The 19,473-nt window shown below is 71.6% G+C and carries 20 protein-coding genes; 10 read left to right on the top strand and 10 right to left on the bottom strand.

All coding sequences use genetic code 11. From position 1 onward, the window contains the following. The first annotated feature begins 10 nt into the window (after nt 1-10). The 5 genes from thrC (at nt 11) to ACIQ7M_RS20770 (ending at nt 5,684) form a co-directional block, all read left to right on the top strand. Complete coding sequence (gene thrC, locus ACIQ7M_RS20750) at nt 11-1,309, top strand: threonine synthase (RefSeq protein WP_403646289.1); 1,299 nt, start codon at nt 11-13, stop codon at nt 1,307-1,309. Beyond that, complete coding sequence (locus tag ACIQ7M_RS20755; RefSeq protein ID WP_355766811.1) at nt 1,306-1,581, top strand: MoaD/ThiS family protein; 276 nt, start codon at nt 1,306-1,308, stop codon at nt 1,579-1,581. The genes thrC and ACIQ7M_RS20755 overlap by 4 nt, the downstream gene beginning before the upstream one ends. A gap of 441 nt (nt 1,582-2,022) precedes the next feature. Continuing rightward, the gene (locus tag ACIQ7M_RS20760; RefSeq protein ID WP_005315736.1) at nt 2,023-2,226 is read left to right on the top strand and encodes a cold-shock protein; all 204 of its coding nucleotides are present in this window, start codon (nt 2,023-2,025) and stop codon (nt 2,224-2,226) included. Nucleotides 2,227-2,640: 414 nt separating this feature from the next. Further along, complete coding sequence (gene groL / locus ACIQ7M_RS20765; RefSeq protein ID WP_355766807.1) at nt 2,641-4,263, top strand: chaperonin GroEL; 1,623 nt, start codon at nt 2,641-2,643, stop codon at nt 4,261-4,263. Nucleotides 4,264-4,562: 299 nt separating this feature from the next. Continuing rightward, on the top strand, nt 4,563-5,684 hold the full coding sequence (locus ACIQ7M_RS20770; RefSeq protein WP_403646293.1) for an NADH:flavin oxidoreductase: 1,122 nt from the start codon (nt 4,563-4,565) through the stop codon (nt 5,682-5,684). Nucleotides 5,685-5,764: 80 nt separating this feature from the next. Here ACIQ7M_RS20770 and ACIQ7M_RS20775 read toward each other — a convergent pair whose 3' ends face one another. Continuing rightward, the gene (locus ACIQ7M_RS20775) at nt 5,765-5,968 is read right to left on the bottom strand and encodes a DUF397 domain-containing protein (RefSeq protein WP_403646296.1); all 204 of its coding nucleotides are present in this window, start codon (nt 5,966-5,968) and stop codon (nt 5,765-5,767) included. Continuing rightward, a complete protein-coding gene (locus ACIQ7M_RS20780; RefSeq protein ID WP_403646299.1) occupies nt 5,952-6,791 on the bottom strand; it encodes a helix-turn-helix domain-containing protein in 840 nt (279 codons plus the stop codon). Before ACIQ7M_RS20780 ends, ACIQ7M_RS20775 begins: the two co-directional genes overlap by 17 nt. 122 nt (nt 6,792-6,913) lie before the next feature. On the opposite strand from ACIQ7M_RS20780, the gene ACIQ7M_RS20785 reads away from it, so the two are divergent. Beyond that, nucleotides 6,914-7,120, top strand: coding sequence for a hypothetical protein (locus ACIQ7M_RS20785; RefSeq protein WP_355766823.1), 207 nt, complete (start codon nt 6,914-6,916; stop codon nt 7,118-7,120). A 42-nt stretch (nt 7,121-7,162) separates the two neighbouring features. Here the strand turns inward: ACIQ7M_RS20785 and ACIQ7M_RS20790 are convergent, their stop codons facing one another. Genes ACIQ7M_RS20790 through ACIQ7M_RS20805 form a run of 4 tightly spaced genes read right to left on the bottom strand, consistent with a single transcriptional unit; the run spans nt 7,163 to nt 11,231 of the window. Beyond that, nucleotides 7,163-7,750 (bottom strand): hypothetical protein, encoded by a 588-nt coding sequence (locus ACIQ7M_RS20790; RefSeq protein WP_355766795.1) that lies wholly within the window; start codon nt 7,748-7,750, stop codon nt 7,163-7,165. 34 nt (nt 7,751-7,784) lie between these two features. Further along, nucleotides 7,785-9,320 carry a PTS transporter subunit EIIC gene (locus ACIQ7M_RS20795; protein ID WP_403646303.1) on the bottom strand — a complete coding sequence of 512 codons (1,536 nt, stop codon included), beginning with the start codon at nt 9,318-9,320 and terminating at the stop codon, nt 7,785-7,787. A 16-nt stretch (nt 9,321-9,336) separates the two neighbouring features. Further along, on the bottom strand, nt 9,337-10,272 hold the full coding sequence (gene murQ / locus ACIQ7M_RS20800; protein WP_403646306.1) for an N-acetylmuramic acid 6-phosphate etherase: 936 nt from the start codon (nt 10,270-10,272) through the stop codon (nt 9,337-9,339). 38 nt (nt 10,273-10,310) lie between these two features. Further along, entirely contained in the window at nt 10,311-11,231 is a 921-nt protein-coding gene (locus ACIQ7M_RS20805) for a MurR/RpiR family transcriptional regulator (protein WP_355766787.1), read from the bottom strand. Nucleotides 11,232-11,287: 56 nt separating this feature from the next. Between ACIQ7M_RS20805 and ACIQ7M_RS20810 the strand changes: the two genes are divergently transcribed. Both ACIQ7M_RS20810 and ACIQ7M_RS20815 read left to right on the top strand, forming a co-directional pair. Then, the gene (locus ACIQ7M_RS20810) at nt 11,288-11,683 is read left to right on the top strand and encodes a hypothetical protein (RefSeq protein ID WP_389844711.1); all 396 of its coding nucleotides are present in this window, start codon (nt 11,288-11,290) and stop codon (nt 11,681-11,683) included. After that, a complete protein-coding gene (locus ACIQ7M_RS20815) occupies nt 11,680-11,949 on the top strand; it encodes a DUF4031 domain-containing protein (protein WP_355766781.1) in 270 nt (89 codons plus the stop codon). The genes ACIQ7M_RS20810 and ACIQ7M_RS20815 overlap by 4 nt, the downstream gene beginning before the upstream one ends. 74 nt (nt 11,950-12,023) lie before the next feature. Here the strand turns inward: ACIQ7M_RS20815 and ACIQ7M_RS20820 are convergent, their stop codons facing one another. From ACIQ7M_RS20820 to ACIQ7M_RS20830, 3 genes are all read right to left on the bottom strand, one after another. After that, nucleotides 12,024-13,130: a GNAT family N-acetyltransferase gene (locus ACIQ7M_RS20820; protein WP_403646311.1), complete on the bottom strand. Its 1,107-nt coding sequence runs from the start codon at nt 13,128-13,130 to the stop codon at nt 12,024-12,026. A 206-nt stretch (nt 13,131-13,336) separates the two neighbouring features. Then, entirely contained in the window at nt 13,337-14,017 is a 681-nt protein-coding gene (locus ACIQ7M_RS20825; protein WP_403646314.1) for a hypothetical protein, read from the bottom strand. Next, complete coding sequence (locus tag ACIQ7M_RS20830) at nt 13,975-15,027, bottom strand: helix-turn-helix domain-containing protein (protein WP_403646318.1); 1,053 nt, start codon at nt 15,025-15,027, stop codon at nt 13,975-13,977. Before ACIQ7M_RS20830 ends, ACIQ7M_RS20825 begins: the two co-directional genes overlap by 43 nt. Nucleotides 15,028-15,137: 110 nt before the next feature. On the opposite strand from ACIQ7M_RS20830, the gene ACIQ7M_RS20835 reads away from it, so the two are divergent. Both ACIQ7M_RS20835 and ACIQ7M_RS20840 read left to right on the top strand, forming a co-directional pair. Beyond that, nucleotides 15,138-16,169: a saccharopine dehydrogenase family protein gene (locus ACIQ7M_RS20835; RefSeq protein WP_403646321.1), complete on the top strand. Its 1,032-nt coding sequence runs from the start codon at nt 15,138-15,140 to the stop codon at nt 16,167-16,169. 67 nt (nt 16,170-16,236) lie between these two features. Further along, nucleotides 16,237-16,914, top strand: coding sequence for a maleylpyruvate isomerase family mycothiol-dependent enzyme (locus ACIQ7M_RS20840; RefSeq protein WP_355766767.1), 678 nt, complete (start codon nt 16,237-16,239; stop codon nt 16,912-16,914). 24 nt (nt 16,915-16,938) lie between these two features. Here the strand turns inward: ACIQ7M_RS20840 and ACIQ7M_RS20845 are convergent, their stop codons facing one another. After that, a complete protein-coding gene (locus ACIQ7M_RS20845; protein ID WP_403646325.1) occupies nt 16,939-19,374 on the bottom strand; it encodes an N-acetylmuramoyl-L-alanine amidase in 2,436 nt (811 codons plus the stop codon). Nucleotides 19,375-19,473 lie beyond the last annotated feature (99 nt).

Below are 19,473 nucleotides of genomic sequence, written 5' to 3' on the forward strand. Positions count from 1 at the left end.
CCTCGCCTCCATGGCTGCGCAGACAGTTGCAAGCACCACGAACTCCGCGGACGCGGTAGACCTCGGACCGGCCGCGGCGCTTTCCTGCCGCGAGTGCGGACACCGCGTCCCGCTCGGTCCGGTCTTCGCCTGCGAGGAGTGTTTCGGCCCGCTGGAGATCGCCTACGACTTCTCGGCCTACGACACCGAAGAACTCCGCAAGCGCATCGAAGCGGGACCCGCGAACATCTGGCGCTACGCGCCGCTGCTGCCCGTCCCCGCGGACGTGGCGGACAAGCCGAACATCAACCCCGGCTGGACCAAGCTCGTCCGGGCCGACAACCTGGCCCGTGAGCTCGGCGTCGACGCCGGAAAGCTCTTCGTCAAGGACGACTCCGGCAACCCGACGCACTCCTTCAAGGACCGCGTCGTCGCCCAGGCCATCGAAGCGGCCCGCGCCTTCGGATTCACCACCCTCTCCTGCTCCTCCACCGGCAACCTCGCCGGAGCGGTGGGCGCCGCGGCGGCCCGTGCCGGCTTCCGTTCCTGCGTGTTCATCCCGCACGACCTGGAGCAGGGCAAGGTCGTCATGGCCGCGGTCTACGGCGGCGAGCTCGTCGGCATCGAGGGCAACTACGACGACGTGAACCGTTTCTGCTCCGAGCTGATCGGGGACCCGGCCGGCGAGGGCTGGGGCTTCGTCAACGTCAACCTGCGGCCCTACTACGCCGAGGGCTCCAAGACCCTGGCGTACGAGATCTGCGAGCAGCTCGGCTGGAAGCTCCCCGACCAGCTCGTCGTGCCGATCGCCTCCGGCTCCCAGCTCACGAAGATCGACAAGGGGCTCCAGGAGCTGATCAAGCTCGGCCTCGTCGAGGACAAGCCGTACAAGATCTTCGGCGCCCAGGCCGAGGGCTGCTCCCCGGTGTCCGTCGCCTACAAGGCCGGCCACGACGTCGTACGGCCGCAGAAGCCGGACACCATCGCCAAGTCGCTCGCCATCGGGAACCCGGCGGACGGCCCGTACGTGCTCGACATCGCCCGGCGTACCGGCGGTGCGGTGGAGGACGTGAACGACGAGCAGATCGTGGACGCGATCAAGCTGCTCGCGCGCACCGAGGGCATCTTCGCGGAGACGGCGGGCGGTGTGACCGTCGGTGTCACCCGCAAGCTGATCGAGAACGGCCTCCTGGACCCGGCCCTCACCACGGTCGTGCTGAACACCGGCGACGGCCTCAAGACCCTGGACGCGGTGGCCTCCGACACCGGGCTGACCGCGACCATCCGCCCGAACCTCGACTCCTTCCGAGAGGCTGGCCTCGCATCATGAGCGTCAACGTCCGCATCCCCACCATCCTGCGCACCTACACCGGTGGCGCCGCCGAGGTGACGGCCGAGGGCGCGACCCTCGCCGAGGTCATCAGCGACCTGGAGAAGAACCACACGGGCATCGCCGCGCGCGTCCTGGACGACCAGGGCAAGCTGCGCCGCTTCGTCAACGTGTACGTCAACGACGACGACGTGCGCTTCGAGCAGGGACTGGAGACGGCGACTCCGGACGGTGTCGGCGTTTCGATCATTCCGGCCGTCGCCGGAGGCTGATCGTTACCCTCGGTAATGCCGAACACATTGCGTTCACAGAATTGCCCCCTCCGTGAGACAAGCGGAGGGGGCAATTCTGTAGGGTTGAACGCGCTAGAGTTGGGGAAGTCGCTTCAATTTTGATGTTGGTTTCATGCCGGGCGCATATGAGTGACCGTTCTCCGGGCGACAAGAAGTAGCCAAAGTGACTCACCTTTTTGGGCATTTTATGGCATTTGCGGGGCCCGACTTGCCCTGAATCCTTGCACATTCTCCGCATATCATTGATCGGCCATGCCCAGAATTCTCGTCCGATTGACCTGTTGCAGAGGGCAGTTGGACAGATACATTCAGCCGCGGTCGACGCGTTCCGGCGCACACCCCCAACCGTTGGGGGGTGAGGTCTGACCCGGATCCGCGAAGTGCGGATCTGTGCAAGGGCCAGTAATAGGGGAGTTAGGCATGGCTCAGGGCACCGTCAAGTGGTTCAACGCGGAGAAGGGGTACGGCTTCATCGCGGTCGACGGTGGTGCGGACGTCTTCGTGCACTACAGCGCGATTCAGATGGACGGCTACCGCACCCTTGAAGAGGGTCAGCGAGTGGAGTTCGAGATCTCGCAGGGCCAGAAGGGTCCGCAGGCGGACATGGTCAAACTCGCCGTTTGATCGGGCGCGAACGACCACCGACTCACTCACGCACGAGGGGCCCGCATCCCACCAGGGGTGCGGGCCCCTCGTGCGTCCTCGGTCGGCCTCCCGCCCCGCGTACGCCCGCGCGCCCCGGTGTGGACCCGTGCGGGGACTGGGTCGGGGGGCTGTTTTCGTGAGAGGCGCTCGCGCCCGCCCGTCGCCCGACCGCCACCCCTCGATGAGCTCGCTTTCGCGAGCGCACCTTGCACTCGACGGGGTCGAGTGCTAATCATTGGCGTTAGCACTCTCCCAGTGAGAGTGACAGAACTTGGATCGGGCCGGCGAGGCTCGCGGGCCTGTGGGGCAAGGAACCACAGGGCACGAGGGCCGTCCGTCGCGGGCGCGGGCGCGATCCGGAGCAATCCACCCCGTCCGGGAGGACCACTTCACATGGCCAAGATCATCGCGTTCGACGAGGAGGCACGGCGCGGCCTCGAGCGCGGCATGAACCAGCTCGCGGACGCCGTCAAGGTGACGCTCGGCCCCAAGGGTCGCAACGTCGTTCTCGAGAAGAAGTGGGGCGCCCCCACGATCACCAACGATGGTGTCTCCATCGCCAAGGAGATCGAGCTCGAGGACCCGTACGAGAAGATCGGCGCCGAGCTGGTCAAGGAAGTCGCCAAGAAGACGGACGACGTCGCCGGCGACGGTACGACCACGGCGACCGTGCTGGCCCAGGCGCTCGTGCGCGAGGGTCTGCGCAACGTCGCCGCCGGCGCCAACCCGATGGCTCTCAAGCGCGGTATCGAGAAGGCCGTCGAGGCCGTCTCCGGTGCCCTGCTGGAGCAGGCGAAGGATGTCGAGACCAAGGAGCAGATCGCTTCCACGGCCTCCATCTCCGCCGCCGACACCCAGATCGGCGAGCTCATCGCCGAGGCGATGGACAAGGTCGGTAAGGAAGGCGTCATCACCGTCGAGGAGTCCCAGACCTTCGGTCTGGAGCTGGAGCTCACCGAGGGTATGCGCTTCGACAAGGGCTACATCTCGGCGTACTTCGCCACCGACATGGAGCGTATGGAGGCCGTCCTCGACGACCCGTACATCCTGATCGCGAACTCCAAGATCGCGAACGTGAAGGACCTGCTCCCGCTCCTCGAGAAGGTCATGCAGGGCGGCAAGCCGCTGCTGATCATCGCCGAGGACGTCGAGGGCGAGGCCCTGTCGACCCTGGTCGTCAACAAGATCCGTGGCACCTTCAAGTCCGTCGCCGTCAAGGCCCCGGGCTTCGGTGACCGCCGCAAGGCCATGCTCGGCGACATCGCCATCCTCACGGGCGGCGAGGTCATCTCCGAGGAGGTCGGCCTCAAGCTGGAGAACGCGGGTCTGGACCTGCTGGGCCGTGCCCGCAAGGTCGTCATCACCAAGGACGAGACCACGATCGTCGACGGCTCCGGCTCTGCCGACCAGGTCGCCGGCCGTGTGAACCAGATCCGTGCCGAGATCGAGAACTCGGACTCGGACTACGACCGCGAGAAGCTCCAGGAGCGTCTGGCGAAGCTGGCCGGCGGCGTGGCCGTCATCAAGGCCGGTGCCGCCACCGAGGTCGAGCTCAAGGAGCGCAAGCACCGCATCGAGGACGCCGTTCGCAACGCGAAGGCGGCCGTCGAGGAGGGCATCGTCGCCGGTGGTGGCGTGGCCCTGCTCCAGGCTTCCTCGGTCTTCGAGAAGCTCGAGCTCACCGGTGACGAGGCGACCGGCGCCAACGCCGTCCGTCTGGCCCTGGAGGCCCCGCTCAAGCAGATCGCCGTCAACGGTGGCCTCGAGGGTGGCGTCATCGTCGAGAAGGTGCGCAACCTTCCCGTCGGCCACGGCCTGAACGCCGCGACCGGTGAGTACGTCGACATGATCGCCGAAGGCATCATCGACCCGGCGAAGGTGACGCGTTCCGCTCTGCAGAACGCCGCCTCCATCGCCGCGCTGTTCCTGACCACCGAGGCCGTCATCGCCGACAAGCCGGAGAAGGCCTCCGCGGCCGCTCCGGGCGGCATGCCGGGCGGTGACATGGACTTCTGATCGACCCCGGTCGATCAACCGTCCTGACGTTCCGAGGGCGGCACCTTCCCGCGAGGGAGGGTGCCGCCCTCGGGCGTTTCCCGGCCCGGCCCCGACGTCTCCCGCGACGTCTCGCGGGGGCGGGGCGGCCCCGTGACGTGGCCCGGATCACAGGAATGAGTCCGGGGGCGGCGGAATGCCCCGCCCGGTGCGGAGGTTGACGCTGACGAGCAGTTGATGCATGTGCACATACCGCACGGAATCTCCTGTATCGCAGACCACTCGACGTCATACCGACCACCTCTCCTAGGAGCCCCCACGTGACCGCTGACGCCGCGTCCCGCGCAGCCGAGATCCTGTCCCGTCCCGTCTCCATCAACGGCCTGACCGTCCCGAACCGGATCGCCATGGCCCCGATGACCCGGATGTTCTCGCCGGGCGGCGTACCGGGAGAGGACGTGGTCGGCTACTACTCCCGCCGTGCCGCCGCGGGCGTCGGCCTGATCGTCACCGAGGGCACCTACGTCGGCCACGACTCGGCCGGACAGAGCGACGCGGTGCCGCGCTTCCACGGCGAGGACCAGCTCGCCGGATGGGCGAACGTCGCCGACGCCGTGCACACGGCGGGCGGCACGATCGTCCCGCAGCTCTGGCACATAGGCATGGTCCGCAAGACCGGCGAGCCGCCCTTCACCGACGCCCCGCCGGTCGGCCCCTCCGGCCTCTACAAGGAGGGTGCCGAGGTCACCGGCAAGAGCATGACCCAGCAGGACCTCGACGACGTCATCGAGGCGTTCGCCACGGCTGCCGCCGACGCCGAGCGCATCGGCTTCGACGGTGTCGAACTCCACGGCGCCCACGGCTACCTGCTCGACCAGTTCCACTGGGCGGGCACCAACCGGCGCGAGGACGCCTACGGCGGCGACCCGGTGGCCCGTACGAAGTTCTCGGCGGAGATCGTCGCCGCGGTGCGCGCGGCCGTCTCGCCCGAGTTCCCCGTCATCTTCCGCTACTCGCAGTGGAAGCAGCAGGCGTACGACGCCCGGCTCGCGGAGACCCCGGAGGAGCTGGAGGCGATCCTCGCCCCGCTCGCCGCGGCCGGAGTGGACTCCTTCCACGCCTCCACGCGCCGCTACTGGGTGCCCGAGTTCGACGGCTCCGACCTCAACCTCGCCGGCTGGACGAAGAAGCTGACGGGCAAGCCCACCATCACCGTCGGCTCGGTCGGGCTGGACGGCGACTTCATCAAGGCCTTCGTGGGCGAGGGCTCGCCGGTCAAGGGCATCGACGACCTCCTCGACCGCATGGAGCGCGACGAGTTCGACCTGGTGGCCGTCGGCCGCGCGCTCCTCCAGGACCCGGAGTGGGCCGCGAAGGTCCTGGCCGGCCGCTTCGACGAGCTCGCGCCGTACGACGCGGCGGCGCTGGGCTCGCTGAGCTGACAGCTTCCCGGAAACGGGGGGAACGGGGGAGGGACGGCGCCCGCTGTACGCGGGTGCCGTCCCTTTTTGCGCTCTTCCGGTCAGCCGAGGTGCGCGACGAAGGCACCCCAGGCTGCGGCACCGAAGGCGATCACCGGGCCGGGGTTCTTGGAGTCCCGGACCGGGACGAGGTCGGGGTGGCTCACGCCGAGGGCGACTTCCAGGCAGTCGCCGCCGCTTGCTCCGCTGTAGCTGGACTTGTGCCAAGTGGCCTTGCTCAGGGCGTACTCAGGGCTGTCGCTCATGCGCGTAATCCTCTGCCACCGAGTGGACCAGAGCCAGTGATTCGTGCGGTGAGAGTGCGCTGGCCGCAAGGAGATGGAAGGTCAGGTCGTGGTGGGCGACAGTGGCCGGGTCGTCTTCCAGTCGGCCTGTTCCCAGACCTTGCAGGTAAGCAAGAGGTGCTGCGCCGTCGAAGGTCATCAGCTTGAGGGAGCCCTCCATGGCCATGTGGGCTCCTGCTGCGAAGGGCAGCACTTGCACGATGACCCTGTGCTCCTCGGCCAGGGTGGCAATGTGACGTAAGGCCTCGGCCATGACCGGCCACGTCCCGACCCTTCGGCGCAGTACAGCCTCGTCAAGGATCGCCCACAACAACGGCTTTGTTGGATCGTCGAGCAGGCGTGCACGGTCCAGCCGGGCCGCGACCAAGTCATCGATGGCCTGCACTGTTGCCGTCGGGAGACCCCGCCGGAACATCGCCTGGGCATACCCCCGTGTCTGCAACAGGCCGGGGACGAGCGCCGGCGCATACTCCCTGATCGCCGCCGCCAAGGCCTCCGCCTCCGCCGCTTCGACGAAGTGGTCCGGGTACTTCGACCTGGCCAGGGCCCTGCAATTGCGCTCGAAGAAGCCCCTGGTTCCGAGGATCTCGTCTATCCGGACGGCGTATTCGAGCTGCAACCGCCGTGTCCCCGACTCCAGTTGGCCGATGAACGAACCGCTGACGAAGAGCGGTTCGCCCAGTTCGGACTGGCTGAGGCCGGCGTTCTCGCGGGCGTGCCGCAGCTCCGCGCCGATCATGGCGCGCGGGGAGGAGGAGGGGTCGAGGTCCTTGGGGTGGGGCATGGCGACTTCCCGTCCAACAGGTGGGGTTGTTGGAGCGCCGACTCTGGCCAGGCTACGGGCATGCCGGTCACGCTGGGTGGTGAAAGGGAACACTCAGCGTGGAGGGATCGGTGGGTATGGAGATGACGTCCGGCGAGGAGTACGCGATCGACGTGCGGGACGGACGGCTCGGGCAGGTGATGGGGCGCGAGGGCGGTCTCGTACAACTGCGGCCGCCCGGCGGGGGGATCGAGTGGGACTGTCCGCCCGAGGCCCTCGGGGAGGCTCCGCCGGGCGAGGTGCTGCGGGCCCGGGTGCGGCGGCTCAACGCGGAGGGGCGGCTGCCCTGACCCGGTGCCGGGCACGGGGCCCGCTCTCGGGCCCCGGCTTGCCTAGAGATTCCCCATGGGCTCGATGTCGACCTTGACCGGGGTGCCCCAGATCCGCAGCACCTCGTAGTCGGTGAACTCGTGGACGAGGCGGTAGGCCATGCCGGGGCGGGGGGCCCGGCGCTCGGCGGCGAGGAAGCGCTCGGCTTCCTGGCGGTCGCGGCGGGGGGTGCCGCACAGGAGCCACGTCTGGCCGTTCCAGACCTCCGGGAGCCAGCGCTGCTGGGGCTGGGGGCGGTCGCCGCGCACGCCGTAGCGGGACATCGTGCGGTCGGGCAGCTCGTCCGGGGCGGGCGCCCGGCCGTGCGTGTACGCGTCGTTGACCTCGGTGCGGCGGGCGGTGCGGCGGCGGGTCTCGCAGAGCAGACAGCGGTCCGGGGCACTCTCGTCCACCGGGCCGTTCGGGTGCTCGGAGCAGCGGGTGGTCGGCTTGGCCGTCGTCACCGTCTCGTCCAGCAGGTCCAGGGCCCGCTTCAGGTCCGCCTTGACCTCGTGCAGCTTGGCGTCGGGGGTGTCGGCGTTCAAGGCGTCGCCGTGCTCTCCGAGCAGCCGCAGAGCACGGCCCAGGGCGGTCAGCTGTGCGTGGTTCATGCCCCCAGCCTCGCACGCGCCACCGACAGCACGGCTACACGGCGGCCTGCTCCGCCCGCCGGGCCGGTGACCGGCCGTCGAGGCCGCTGTCGAGCCCGCCGTCGAGACCGTTGTCGCGGATGCCGCCGAGGCCGAAGAAGTAGGTGGCCGCGAAACCGACCACGTACCCCGTCAGCAGACCGCCCGCGTAGATGGCCGCGGTGACGGCGAGGCCCCGGTTGCCGGACAGCAGCGGGAACAGGGCCAGCCCTGAGGGGCCGATGGCGGTCGAGCCGACGTGGTCGCCCAGCATCGAGAAGAAGCCGATGAACGCGCCGCCCGCCGCTCCGCCCGCGCAGGCCGTGACGAAGGGCCGGCCGAGGGGAAGGGAGACTCCGTAGATCAGGGGTTCGCCGACGCCGAGGAGACCGGCCGGGAGCGCCGATCTGATCGTCGTGCGCAGCGAGGTGTCGTGGCGCAGCCGGACGTACACCGCGAGGGCGGCGCCGACCTGGCCCGCGCCCGCCATGGCGAGCACGGGCAGCAGGACGGTGTAGCCCTGCTGCTCGATGAGCGTGGTGTGGATGGGGATGAGGGCCTGGTGCAGGCCGAGCATCACCAGGGGGAGGAACAGGGCGCCGAGGACGAGCCCGGCGAGGGCGCCGGTGGTGGAGAGCAGCCAGGCGGCGGCGGTGCCGATGGCGGCGGAGAGCTCACCGGCCGCGTACATCAGCGCGTACAGGGTCACCAGGCCGGTGAGCAGCACGGTCAGGGTGGGGGTGACCAGGACGTCCAGGGTGGGCGGGACCCAGCGGCGGCACCACTTCTCCACGTACGTCCCGAGCAGGGCCGCGGCCAGGGCGCCCAGGACACCGCCCTGGCCGGGGGCGAGCGTCACACCGAGGACGGTCACCTTGGCGACCCCCGCGTACACGACGACGGCGGCCACCGCGCCGCCGAGGACCGGGGTGCCGCCGAACACCTTGGCCGTGTTGTGGCCCACGAAGACGGCGATCAGCGCCATGAACCCGGAGGCGATGGCGGTCAGCGCGGGGGTGAGGTCCCTCAGCACGCCGAGGTTGATCAGCAGGCCGTTGAGGCCGGCGATCACCCCGCAGCCGATCAGGGCCGGGATCAGCGGCACGAAGACGTCCGCGATCCGCCGCAGGAACAGCTTGAGCGGGGTGGCGTTGCGGCGGGAGCGGGCGGCCCTCAGCTCGGCGCCGCGCAGGGCGAGCAGGTCCGCGGTCGTCGAGGTGGTCGAGGTGGTCGTGGGTCCGGTGGCGTCCGGGGCGGCCGGTCCGGCGGTGGGCACCGGTTCCGTGCCGTGCGGGGCGTTCGTCAGCAGGGCCTCGAACGCGGGGGTCACCCGGGCGGCCGTGCCGGGGCCCAGGACGATCTGGTACGAGCCGTCGTCCGCGACGAGGCCGAGGACGGCGGGCAGGGCCCGCAGGCCCGGCCCGTCCACCAGACCGGGGTCCCGCAGACCCAGCCGGAGCCGGGTCATGCAGTGGGCGACGGTGAGGACGTTCGCGGGACCGCCCACGAGGGGGAGGATCGCCGCTGCTGTGGTGGAGTCGGGGGTGCTCACTCCCCGAGCGTGCTGGTCAGCCGGCCGAAGCCGCCAGCGCGGCGCGCAGATGGCCCCCCGACTCCTCCAGAAGGCGGGCGGCGGTGGGCCCGTCGAGTCCGCCGAGGATGGTCAGGATGGCGTTCTTCACCTCGCCGTCAGTGGCGGCGAGCGCGCGCTCGATCTCCTCGTCGGAGGCCCCGGTGGCGAGTTCGACGATGCGTCGGGAGCGGGCCCGCAGCTTCTCGTTCGAGGCCCGAACGTCGACCATCAGGTTCCCGTACGTCTTGCCGAGCCGGATCATCGTGATCGTCGAGAGCATGTTCAGGACGAGCTTCTGCGCGGTGCCGGACTTCAGCCGGGTCGAGCCCGTGAGCAGTTCGGGGCCGACCACGACCTCGATGCCGTGATCCGCGGCGGAGGCGAGCGCGCTGTCCGCGTTGCAGGACAGGCCGATCGTGAGCGCGCCCTGTTTGCGGGCGTGCTCGACCGCGCCGACGGCGTACGGGGTGCGGCCCGAGGCGGAGACGCCGACCACGGTGTCGTCGGCCGTCAGGGCGAGCGCGTCCAGGTCGGCCGCCGCGAGTTCCCGCGAGTCCTCGGCGCCCTCGATCGAGGTGATCACGGCGTCGGGGCCGCCCGCGATCAGCCCGACGACCCGGGAGGGATCGGTGTTGAACGTGGGCGGGCACTCGGAGGCGTCCAGGATGCCGAGGCGGCCCGCGGTGCCGGCGCCCGCGTAGACGAGCCGGCCGCCGCGGGACATGCGCTCCGCGATGCCGTCGATCGCGGCGGCGATGTGTGGGAGCTGCGTGGCGACGGCCGCGGGCACCGTCGTGTCCTCGCCGTTCATGAGCCGCGCGATCTCCAGCGTGGGCAGCCGGTCGATCTCCGACAGTTCGGGGCGGAACGCCTCGGTGGTCAGCGTCTCCAACTCTGCTCGAAGATCGCCGTGGTTGGACATGGAGGTCATGGAGAGGCGGCTCTTTCCGATGAGGTCGTGCGGAGCGGCTACCGGCCGCCGCGCGGGGAGTGGCGGTGCGCCAGGGCCTCGTACGAGGCGGACAGCGCGGGCGCCGCCGTGTCGTAGGTGCGCTGGGCGACCCCCACGAACAGACAGTCCACCACCAGGAGCTGGCTGGTCCGCGACGACATGGCCGCCGGGCGCAGCTCGCTCTCGCGGGCGGCCGAGGTGGTGAGGACGTGGTCGGCGTACTGCGCGACCGGTCCGCCCGGACGGCCGGTGATCGCCACCGTCGTCGCCCCGTGCTCGAAGGCGACGCGGAGCGGTTCGATGACGTCGCCGGTCGAGCCGGAGTGCGTGACGGCTATCGCCACGTCCTTGGCGCGCAGTTGGACCGCGCTGGTCACCGCGAGGTGCGGGTCGATGTGCGCGAAGGCCATGACCCCGATCCGCATGAGCTTCTGCTGGAGGTCCTGGGCGACGAGCCCGGACGCGCCGACGCCGTAGACGTCGACGCGGCGGGCGGCGGCGATGGCGGCCACGGCGGCGGCGAGCTGGACCGTGTCGAGCGCGGCGGCGGTGTCGGCGAGGGTCTGCTGTTCGTCGTAGGCGAGCTTGGCGACGACGTCGGCGATGGGATCGTCGACCGCTATGTCCGCGGTGACGGCGGGGGCCCGGCCCGACTGCTGCTGGGCGGCGAGTCCGGCGAGCGCGAGGCGCAGGTCCCGGTAGCCGGGGTAGCCGAGGATGCGGGCCGTGCGCACGACCGTGGCCTCGCTGGTGCCGGTGAGCTCGGCGAGTCCGGTGACCGTGAGGGCCGCGCATCCGGCCGGGTCACCGGCGACGGCCTCGGCGACCCGCTGCATGGAGCGTGTCATCGAGGGCGCGAGGGTCCGCACCTTGGCGGCGAGGGCCGCGGGGGCGGGGGGTGCCGCACCCGCGAAAATTTCCTTCACGTCATGGGTCACACCATGAAAGATATTTTCCTTTGGGGTGAACGGTCAAGGGTGCGCACAATAGGGACATGGACCCCACCGGCAGCCCCCTCAGCCCTCTGGAGCAGGCGTTGCACGCGGCGCGCGCCCGTGTGCTCGCCGACCTGATAACAGGCCAGGTGGCCGAGGCGGACGTCGTCTCCCTGGTCGAGGACTCGGTGGTGCAGCGCCGCTGGTGGGTCGAGCAGTGGCCGGACGGCGTCGAGTTCGTCGCCGGGCTCGTCGCCCAGGACGTGCAGGACGCGCTCCTGGAGCGGCACGGACGGTGGCCGCTGTGCCCGGTGTGCACCTCCGGCGGCCCGCACGCCCTGGACGTCGAGCCCGAACTGGGCCCCGACCCGCACTGGGTGTGCCACGAGGCCGGTGTGAAGATCTCCCCCGTCGGCTCGCTCGGCTCGGCGACCGGCACGAACCCGCCCTCGTGACCGTCTACATCGATCCGCCCACCTGGCCGGGGCACGGCCGTGTCTGGTCCCACCTGATCAGTGACGTCTCGTACGACGAACTCCACGCGTTCGCCGAGGAGCTGGGCGCGCCCCCGCGGGCCTTCGAGCGCGACCACTACGACATCCCCTCGCACCGCTACGCCGACGCGGTCGCCGCCGGAGCGGTGGAGGTCAGCAGCCGCGAGGTCGTACGGCTGCTGCACGGCGCGGGACTGCGCCGCCGCAAGCGGGGCGTCCGGCCTTAGAGCGGACAGGGGCGCCCGGCCTCAGGGCGGACCGGGCGCCCGGCCTCAGGGCGGACACGGGCCAGGTCGTGCCCTCAGGCCTCGCGGGAGTACAGCCTCAAGGACTCCTCCAGGTCGTGCAGTTCGTGGGCGGCCTTCTCCACCTCCTCGCTCGCCCGGGTGAAACCGGCGCGGGCGATGACCCGTTGCGAGGGGGCGTTGTCCCGCTCGATGGCGGCGAACAGGAGCTTGACGTCGTCGCGGGCGAGGGCGGTCTCCGCCAGGGCGCGCAGGGCCTCGGTGGCGTAGCCGTAGCCGCGGGCGTTCTCCGCGAGGTCGTAGCCGACCTCGGCGCGCCCCTCCTCGTCGGGCAGGCCGTGGAAGCCGATCGCGCCGACCGCGTGTCCGTCCTCGCGCCGTACGAGCACGAACATCCCCCACTCCGGCCGGTGCACCCCCTTCTCGTAGGAGCTCGCGACCATCCCGGCGGCCTCCCGGGTGCCGTGGAACGGGCCGCCCTCGATCCACTCGAAGCCGCCCGTGCCGCCCGCGCGCAGGTCGGCGGCGGCGGCCGGGGTGACGCCCTGGAGGGTCAGCCGCTCGGTGCCGATCACCAGGTTGTTGTTCCAGCGCCACTCGCTGAGCGGTTCACGGCCGGGCAGGTCACCGCGTCCGGTGGCCCACAGGAGTGTGCTCCACGGGGCGTCCGGCTCGGGCCGCGCGTGCGGGAAGATCCGGCCGAGGACCCAGGCGCACAGCTCGGCCGGCGGCTCGTACGGCAGGCCGAGGCCCTCGGCGATGTCGTGCGTGTGCAGCAGGACCTCGGCGACCCCCATCGCGGCGAAGCCCTCGCGGTTCGCGCTGCGGAACGGGTACGGGTGGAAGGCGCGTACCTCGCGCGGGGTCGTGCGGACGGTGGCGGCGAGCAGGGCGCCGGTCGTCTCGATCACGTCGACGACGCCCGCGTTGTCCGTGCCCTCGTCCATCGTGATCTCGAACGGTACGTAGGCCGTGGTGGCCCGGCCCGCCAACTGTCCGGCGTACGCGATGAGATCACCGGCGATGTGCTCGGCTGTGTGCCGGCAGTTCCACTCCAGGCGTCCCGCCCGTGCGCCCTCCCAGTCGTGTGCGGCCGCCGTCCGCAGCAGCGTGGCGCAGCTCGCGACGGCTTCCTCGATCCGGTCCCCACCCGTGTCAGTCATGCGGCCGAGAATAGGTCGGATCGCGTCGCCGGGCCTATGGCATTACTCGCCGTCCCCGTCCTGCGAGCCCCACAAGCTTCTTTCGCCCCCTCCGCCCCTGCCCTTCCCGTCCCTGGGGCTCCGCCCCAGACCCCGCTCCTCAAACGCCGGAGGGGCTGAAACTTTTCCGCCGGAGGGGCTGAAACGGTCCTGCCGGAGGGGCTGGATCATTCTCCGGTCAGCGATGCCAGTTCGGTCTCCATGTTCCGGTGGGCCGGAGCGGTCCAGGTGTGGCGGCCGTAGGTGGTTCTGAACAGGCGTGGCAGGGCGAGGAGTTGGTGGAGAACCGCCGCGCGGCCCGCGCGGAAGGCGTCGTCGGGGACGAAGGCGTACTCCTCGCGGACGGCGGCCGTGTAGGCGGCGTACGCGGCCGGGGGCGAGGCCAGGATCGCGAGATCCGCGTCGCACAGGACGGCGCCGTCGGTGTCGTCGTCGGCGGGGTCGTGGGAGACGGTGAGGCGGACGAGCCGGGCGACCTCGGCCGTGCGGTCCGGGGCGACGCCCAGTTCGTCCAGCGCGCGTTCGGCGAGCCGGGCGGAGCGTTCCTCGTTCTCCGAGCGGTCCGGGAGGTACACGGCGTCGTGGAACCAGGCGGCCAGGCGCACGGCGGCCGGATCGCCGGCGCGCTCCCCGTGGGCCTCCAGCACGTCGATGTGGCCGAGGACCGCGAGGAGATGATCGGTGGTGTGGTACCGGCGCTGCGGTTCGGCCCAGCGGTCCAGGAGGTTCTCCGCGTACGGCCCCGGCGCGGGTCCGGCCCCGTCGCCGTCCCGTGCGGCCAGGACGGTGTCCGCCCAGCGCTTCGTCAGTTCCTCGTGGGCCGGGTGGCGGTTGCTCTCTGCTGCCATGCGTCCATTGTCCCCGCCGCCGCGGCCCCCGGCGTGGTGCCCTCCGTGGTGCCGTCCGCCGGTGCCGGGCCCGTCCGTGAGCGGAACGTGCGGCGGTAGGCGTCCGGAGGCACGCCCACCGTGCGGTTGAAGTGCCGGCGCAGTGTCGTGGCGGTTCCCATGCCGGTGGCCGCCGCGATGGCCTCGACGCCCGCGTCGGTGGTCTCCAGCAACTCCTGGGCGTGACGGATGCGTTGGATCAGCAGCCACTGGAGCGGGGTCGTGCCGGTCACCGACCTGAAGTGGCGGCCCAGATTGCGCGAGCTCATCCGCGCCCGGCGGGCCAGGTCCTCCACGGTCAGCGGACGGTCCAGCCGCTCGATGACCCAGGGGAACAACTCGGCGAGCGGGTGGTGGTCGGGGGCGGGTACCGGGGTGCTGACGAACTGGGCCTGGCCGCCGTCCCGGTGCGGGGGCACGACCAGGTTGCGGGCGACGGTGTTGGCGACCGAGGACCCGTGGTCGAGGCGGACGAGGTGCAGACACAGGTCCATGGCGGCGGCCTTGCCCGCGGAGGTCAACACGTCGCCGTCGTCCACGTAGAGGACGTCCGGGTCCACCCGCACCCGGGGATGGCGGGCGGCCAGCGCCCGGGTGTGCGCCCAGTGCGTGGTCGCGCGCCTCCCGTCCAGCAGCCCTGCGGCGGCCAGGACGAAGGCTCCGGTGCACAGGGAGGCCACGCGCGCACCCGCCTCGTGGGCCGCGCGCACCGCGTTGACGAGGTCAGCGGGCGGTTCCCGGTCGATGTCGGCCCAGCCCGGGACGATCACCGTGTCGGCGCGGGGGAGGTGGTCGAGGCCGTGGTCGGGCTCCAGCCGGAACGGGCCGACGCGCACGGCCCCGGGCCCGCAGACCGCGAGGTCGTACCAGGGGACCCGCACCGCGTCCGGCTTGGATCCGAAGACCTCGCAGGCCAGGCCCAGTTCGAAGTGCAGCATCCCGTCGGTGACGGCCAGCGCGACAGAGGTCATGTCCGGAATTGTACGGGGCGTGGCGTTCCGGACACTCGTGCGGAGCGTTCCCTCTCGCCAGGATGTCCTTACAGATCAAGGCAGTTCACTTCGAGCACGGGGGAGAACCCATGAAGGCGGGTCAGGCGGTGACGGTGTTCGGCGCGTACGGGCACACGGGCCGGTTCGTGGTGGCCGAACTGCTGGAGCGCGGGTTCACCCCGGTCCTCTCCGGCCGGGACGCCGAGAAGCTGAAGGACCTGGCGGCCTCGTGGCCGGGCCTGGACGTCCGGCCGGCCACGGTCGGGGACCCGGCGTCCCTCGACCACGCGCTGGCCGGTGCCGTGGCGGTGGTCAACTGTGCCGGACCCTTCGCCACGACGGCCGCCCCCGTGATCGAGGCGGCCCTGCGCGCGGGCATCCCGTACCTGGACGTGGCGGCCGAGATCGAGGCCAACCTCGACACGTTCACGCAGTTCGCCGGGCGGGCCGAGGCGGCGGGCGCGGTGATCGTCCCGGCCATGGCGTTCTACGGCGGCCTCGGCGACCTGCTGGTCACCGCCGCGATGGGTGAGTGGACGGCGGCCGACGAGGCCCACATCGCGTACGGGCTGAGCGGCTGGCACCCCACCCCCGGGACGCGCGAGGCGGGCGCGGTCTCCCGGGAGCGGCGCGGCGGCCGGCGCGTCCGCTACACGGAGGGGCGGCTGGAGTACGTCCAGGACACTCCGCCCACCCTGGAGTGGCCGTTCCCCGACCCGACGGGTCCGCGTGCCGTCATCGGGGAGTTCTCGATGGCCGACGTGGTCACCGTGCCCAGCCACTTCGCCGTCCCCGAGGTGCGCACCTACATGACCGTCGAGGCGGCCGGGGAACTGGCGGCCCCGGACACCCCGGCTCCGCGCGCGGCCGACGAGCGCGGGCGGTCGGAACAGACCTTCGTCGTCGACGCCGTGGTGCGCTCCGGCGGCGCCGAACGCCGGGCCGTGGCGCGGGGCCGGGACATCTACGCCGTCACCGCGCCGCTCGTGGTGGAGGCGCTCGACCGCGTCGTGACCGGACGCACCAGGACGACCGGCGTCGCCTCCGCCGGCGGGATCTTCGACGCCCCGGACTTCCTCCGCGCGCTCGCCCCGCACATCTCCGTGGAACTGGGCGGGTAGCGGGCGGCCGGACGGCGAGCCCCCGCGGACGCCGGTATTTCCGGACCGCGGCCCCTAGCGTGGAGTCATGATTCCTCAAGACGCACACGATGTACGGGATCCGGAACTGCCCGGTCTGCTCCTGCGCACCGAGCGCGACGCGCTGATCCCGCTGCTGCGGGCCCGCCCGGAGGACGACTTCTCCCGTCCGACGGCCGGGTGTCCGGCGTGGACGGTGCGGGACGTGCTCGCGCACTGCTCGGCCGTGCTGACCCGGGTCGTCGAGCGCCGTTTCGAACCGGGGGTGTTCGAGTCCGAGTCCAACGACCGTGACATCGCCGAGCGCGCCGACTGGCCGACGGAGCGGGTGATCGACGAGCTGGAACGCGGGATGACCGAGGCGGGCCCGGCGATCGCCCGGACCAGGGGCGCCCTCGACGCGGTCGCGCTCGGCGAGTGGATCCACGCCGGAGACGTGCGCGAGGCGTTCGGCGAACCCGGCGCCTACGAGGGCGAGGGACTTCCCCACGCCCTCGCCCTCCTGGCCCGCTACAGCCGGGAGAGCGGCCGGGTGCCGCTGCACGCCGACCTCGACCAGCTCGACGACCCGCTTCTCCTGGGCGGTATCCCCGGCGACCGCCCCCCGGCCCGCTACATCGGCGGGGCCGGGACCCTCGTACGGCTCTGCTCGGGCCGGCCGGTCCCGAGGACGACGGTGTACGAGCTGGTGGGGGCGCGGGAGGAGGAGCTCAACCTGTTCGGGTGACCCGGCCGGCCGACGGGCCACCGGCTACTTGAGATACACGAGCCCGTCGGCCGTGACCGTGGGCCGCCCGCCGGTGCCGACGACCACGAGTTTCACCGTGTGCTTCGCGGCGGTGGTCCAGGTGGTCGCCCAGAGGGCGTCGCGGTACTTCGTGGTCGTCGACCTCAGATCCAGGGTGGCGGTCTTCTTGCCGTCCACGTACACGTACACCTGGCCGGAGGTCGCGGCGCGCGAGACCACCAGGGCCGCCGAGCGTCCGGTGAACGTCCAGGTCAGCGACGCGTTCTTCGTGGAGCTGCCGTACGACTTGCCGCCCAGGTAGCCGCTCGACGACTTGGACGTCCAGGTGCCGGACTTCTTGGCCGCGCTCTCCTGGAGGATCACGGGGGTGCCGCTCACCGAGTCCGAGCGGGCGTTGCCGGCCTTGTCGTACGCGGTCATCCTCCAGGTCGTGGCGACACCGGACTTGGTGGTGAGGCCCGCGCTCGTGACGGTCGGACCGTACGTCCTGGCGACCGGGGCGGTCAGGCGGACCTCCTTCAGCCCCTTCGCGTCGGTGGCCTTCCACCTCAGGGTGACCGGGACGGCCGTGGTGCTCACCGTGCCGGTGCGCAGCGCGAGATTCGGCCTGGTGGAGAAGAGGGGCGGGGTGGTGTCGGCGGGGGTGGGGGCCTTCGTGGTGGGTGAGGCCGTGGGCGCCGGGGTGGTGGCCTTGATCGTGGGCGAGGTCGTCGCGGCGGGGGGTGTGGCGGTCGTCGTGGGCGGGGCGGTCGTGGCGGGGGCCGTGAGGGTCGGGGTGGGCGAGGGGGACTCGGCGACGACGGTGACGTCCTCGGTGACCGCGGTCCTGCCGGACTGGTGGACGCCCCGCACGGCGACCTTGTGGGTCCCCGGGGTCAGGCTCACCTCGGCGGAGGAGGCGGTCCCGGCGACGGTGGCCGCGGCCTCGCCGTCGACCAGGACGTCGTACCGGCCGACCAGCGAGGCCGGGGTGGAGGCCGACCACTTCACGGTGACGGCGGTGTCGGTGGGGACGGTGGTGCCGGACACGCCGGTACCGGTGACCGAGTCGAGCTTGAGCCCCTCGACCGTCCCGCCCGCCCAGGCGCGGACCGTGGGCAGCAGGGCGTAGTAGGCGTCGCCCGGGCACACGGTGTTGTAGCCGTCGCGGTGGCCGTGGATGACGGGGAAGGTCATCCTGGTCCCCGCTTCCCACGTCTGGCGGAAGTAGTTCGGCCCGCTCGCGCCCGCCGTGAGGGTGGCGGTGCCCGTCGGGTCGACGCCGTACTGGCCGAGCTTCCACGCGGCGAGCCGGGCGACCGAGGTCATCGCCTCCTTCGGCGGCGCCACGTCGCTGTAGTCACCGATGATCGCGATGCCCGTGGTCTCGGAGTTGAAGCCGTAGGCGTGCGCGCCCATCACGGGCCGGTCGACGCCGCCCTTGCGGCCCTCGTAGATCGTGCCGCACTTGTCGACGAGGAAGTTGTAGCCGATGTCCTTCCAGGTCAACTGCTGCACGTCGTAGGCGTAGACGGCCCGGATGACGGCCGGGGCCTCCGCGCACGTGTAGTCGTTGGAGGTGGCGGTGTGGTGCAGCACCACCGCCTTGATCCTCCCGCCCGGCAGATAGCCGGGCTCCTCCGGGCTGATGGACTCGTCGGCGCCCCAGCCCGCGCGCGAGGTGATCGGCGGGCGGGGCACGGTGGACTGCGGGGCCGGGGGAACGGTCGTGGTCGCGGTCGGCGAGGCGGACTCCGGGGCGGAGCCGGTCGAGGAAGGGCTCGCGCTCCCGCTGGACGGCGGTGTCGGCGACTCCGTGGGTACGGCGGAGTCCGTCGGGTCGGACGAGGGCTCGGAGGTCAGGGACGCGGACGGGTCGGGAGAGGAGGTCTCCGCGGGCTCGTCCGTCGCGGTCGGGCCGGTCGGGTCCGCCGGGTCGGCGGTGCCGGTCGGGTCGGCCGGGTCCATCACGAACCCGGCCGGCTCCCACGAGGCCGCGTCGCCCGGGTCGATCATGTCCAGTCGCAGGCTCTCGGGCAGCCGCCGCGACGGCGCGCCGGACATCCGCACCTGCACCCCGTCGGAGGGGTCCACCCACGCCGGAGCGGTCCCGCCGCGGGACGCGCCCTCCTCGCCCTCGCCGCTGTCACCGTCCAGCCGCAGCCACTTCGACCACGTGTGGCGCGCGGTGTCCCGGGTCCGGACCTCGATCGGGCCGGTCACCCGTGCGGACGGCTCGGCCCAGGTGATCCCCAGCATGCTGAAGGGAGCGGTGTCCCGCCGGTCGAGCCGCGCGGACGTGCCGCCGTCGGTCACCGTCAGCGCGGCGGTCGTCGTACGCGTCCTGATCGGCCCGGACGCGCCGTCACTCCCGCCGGTCCCGCCCGTCCCCCGGATCACCAGGGTTCCGGAGACCGCCGCGACCGCCAGAACGGCGGCACCCCACCCACGTCGTCGCACTGCCCCACCCCTCCACACGACCATCACATGATCTTCACACGCGAGAAGGTTATATGAAAGATCAACTACAGCGGCGGACGGGATCTTCTCGCACCCCCG

This window comes from Streptomyces sp. NPDC096324, from assembly GCF_044763015.1.
In the GTDB taxonomy this organism is placed as follows: domain Bacteria; phylum Actinomycetota; class Actinomycetes; order Streptomycetales; family Streptomycetaceae; genus Streptomyces.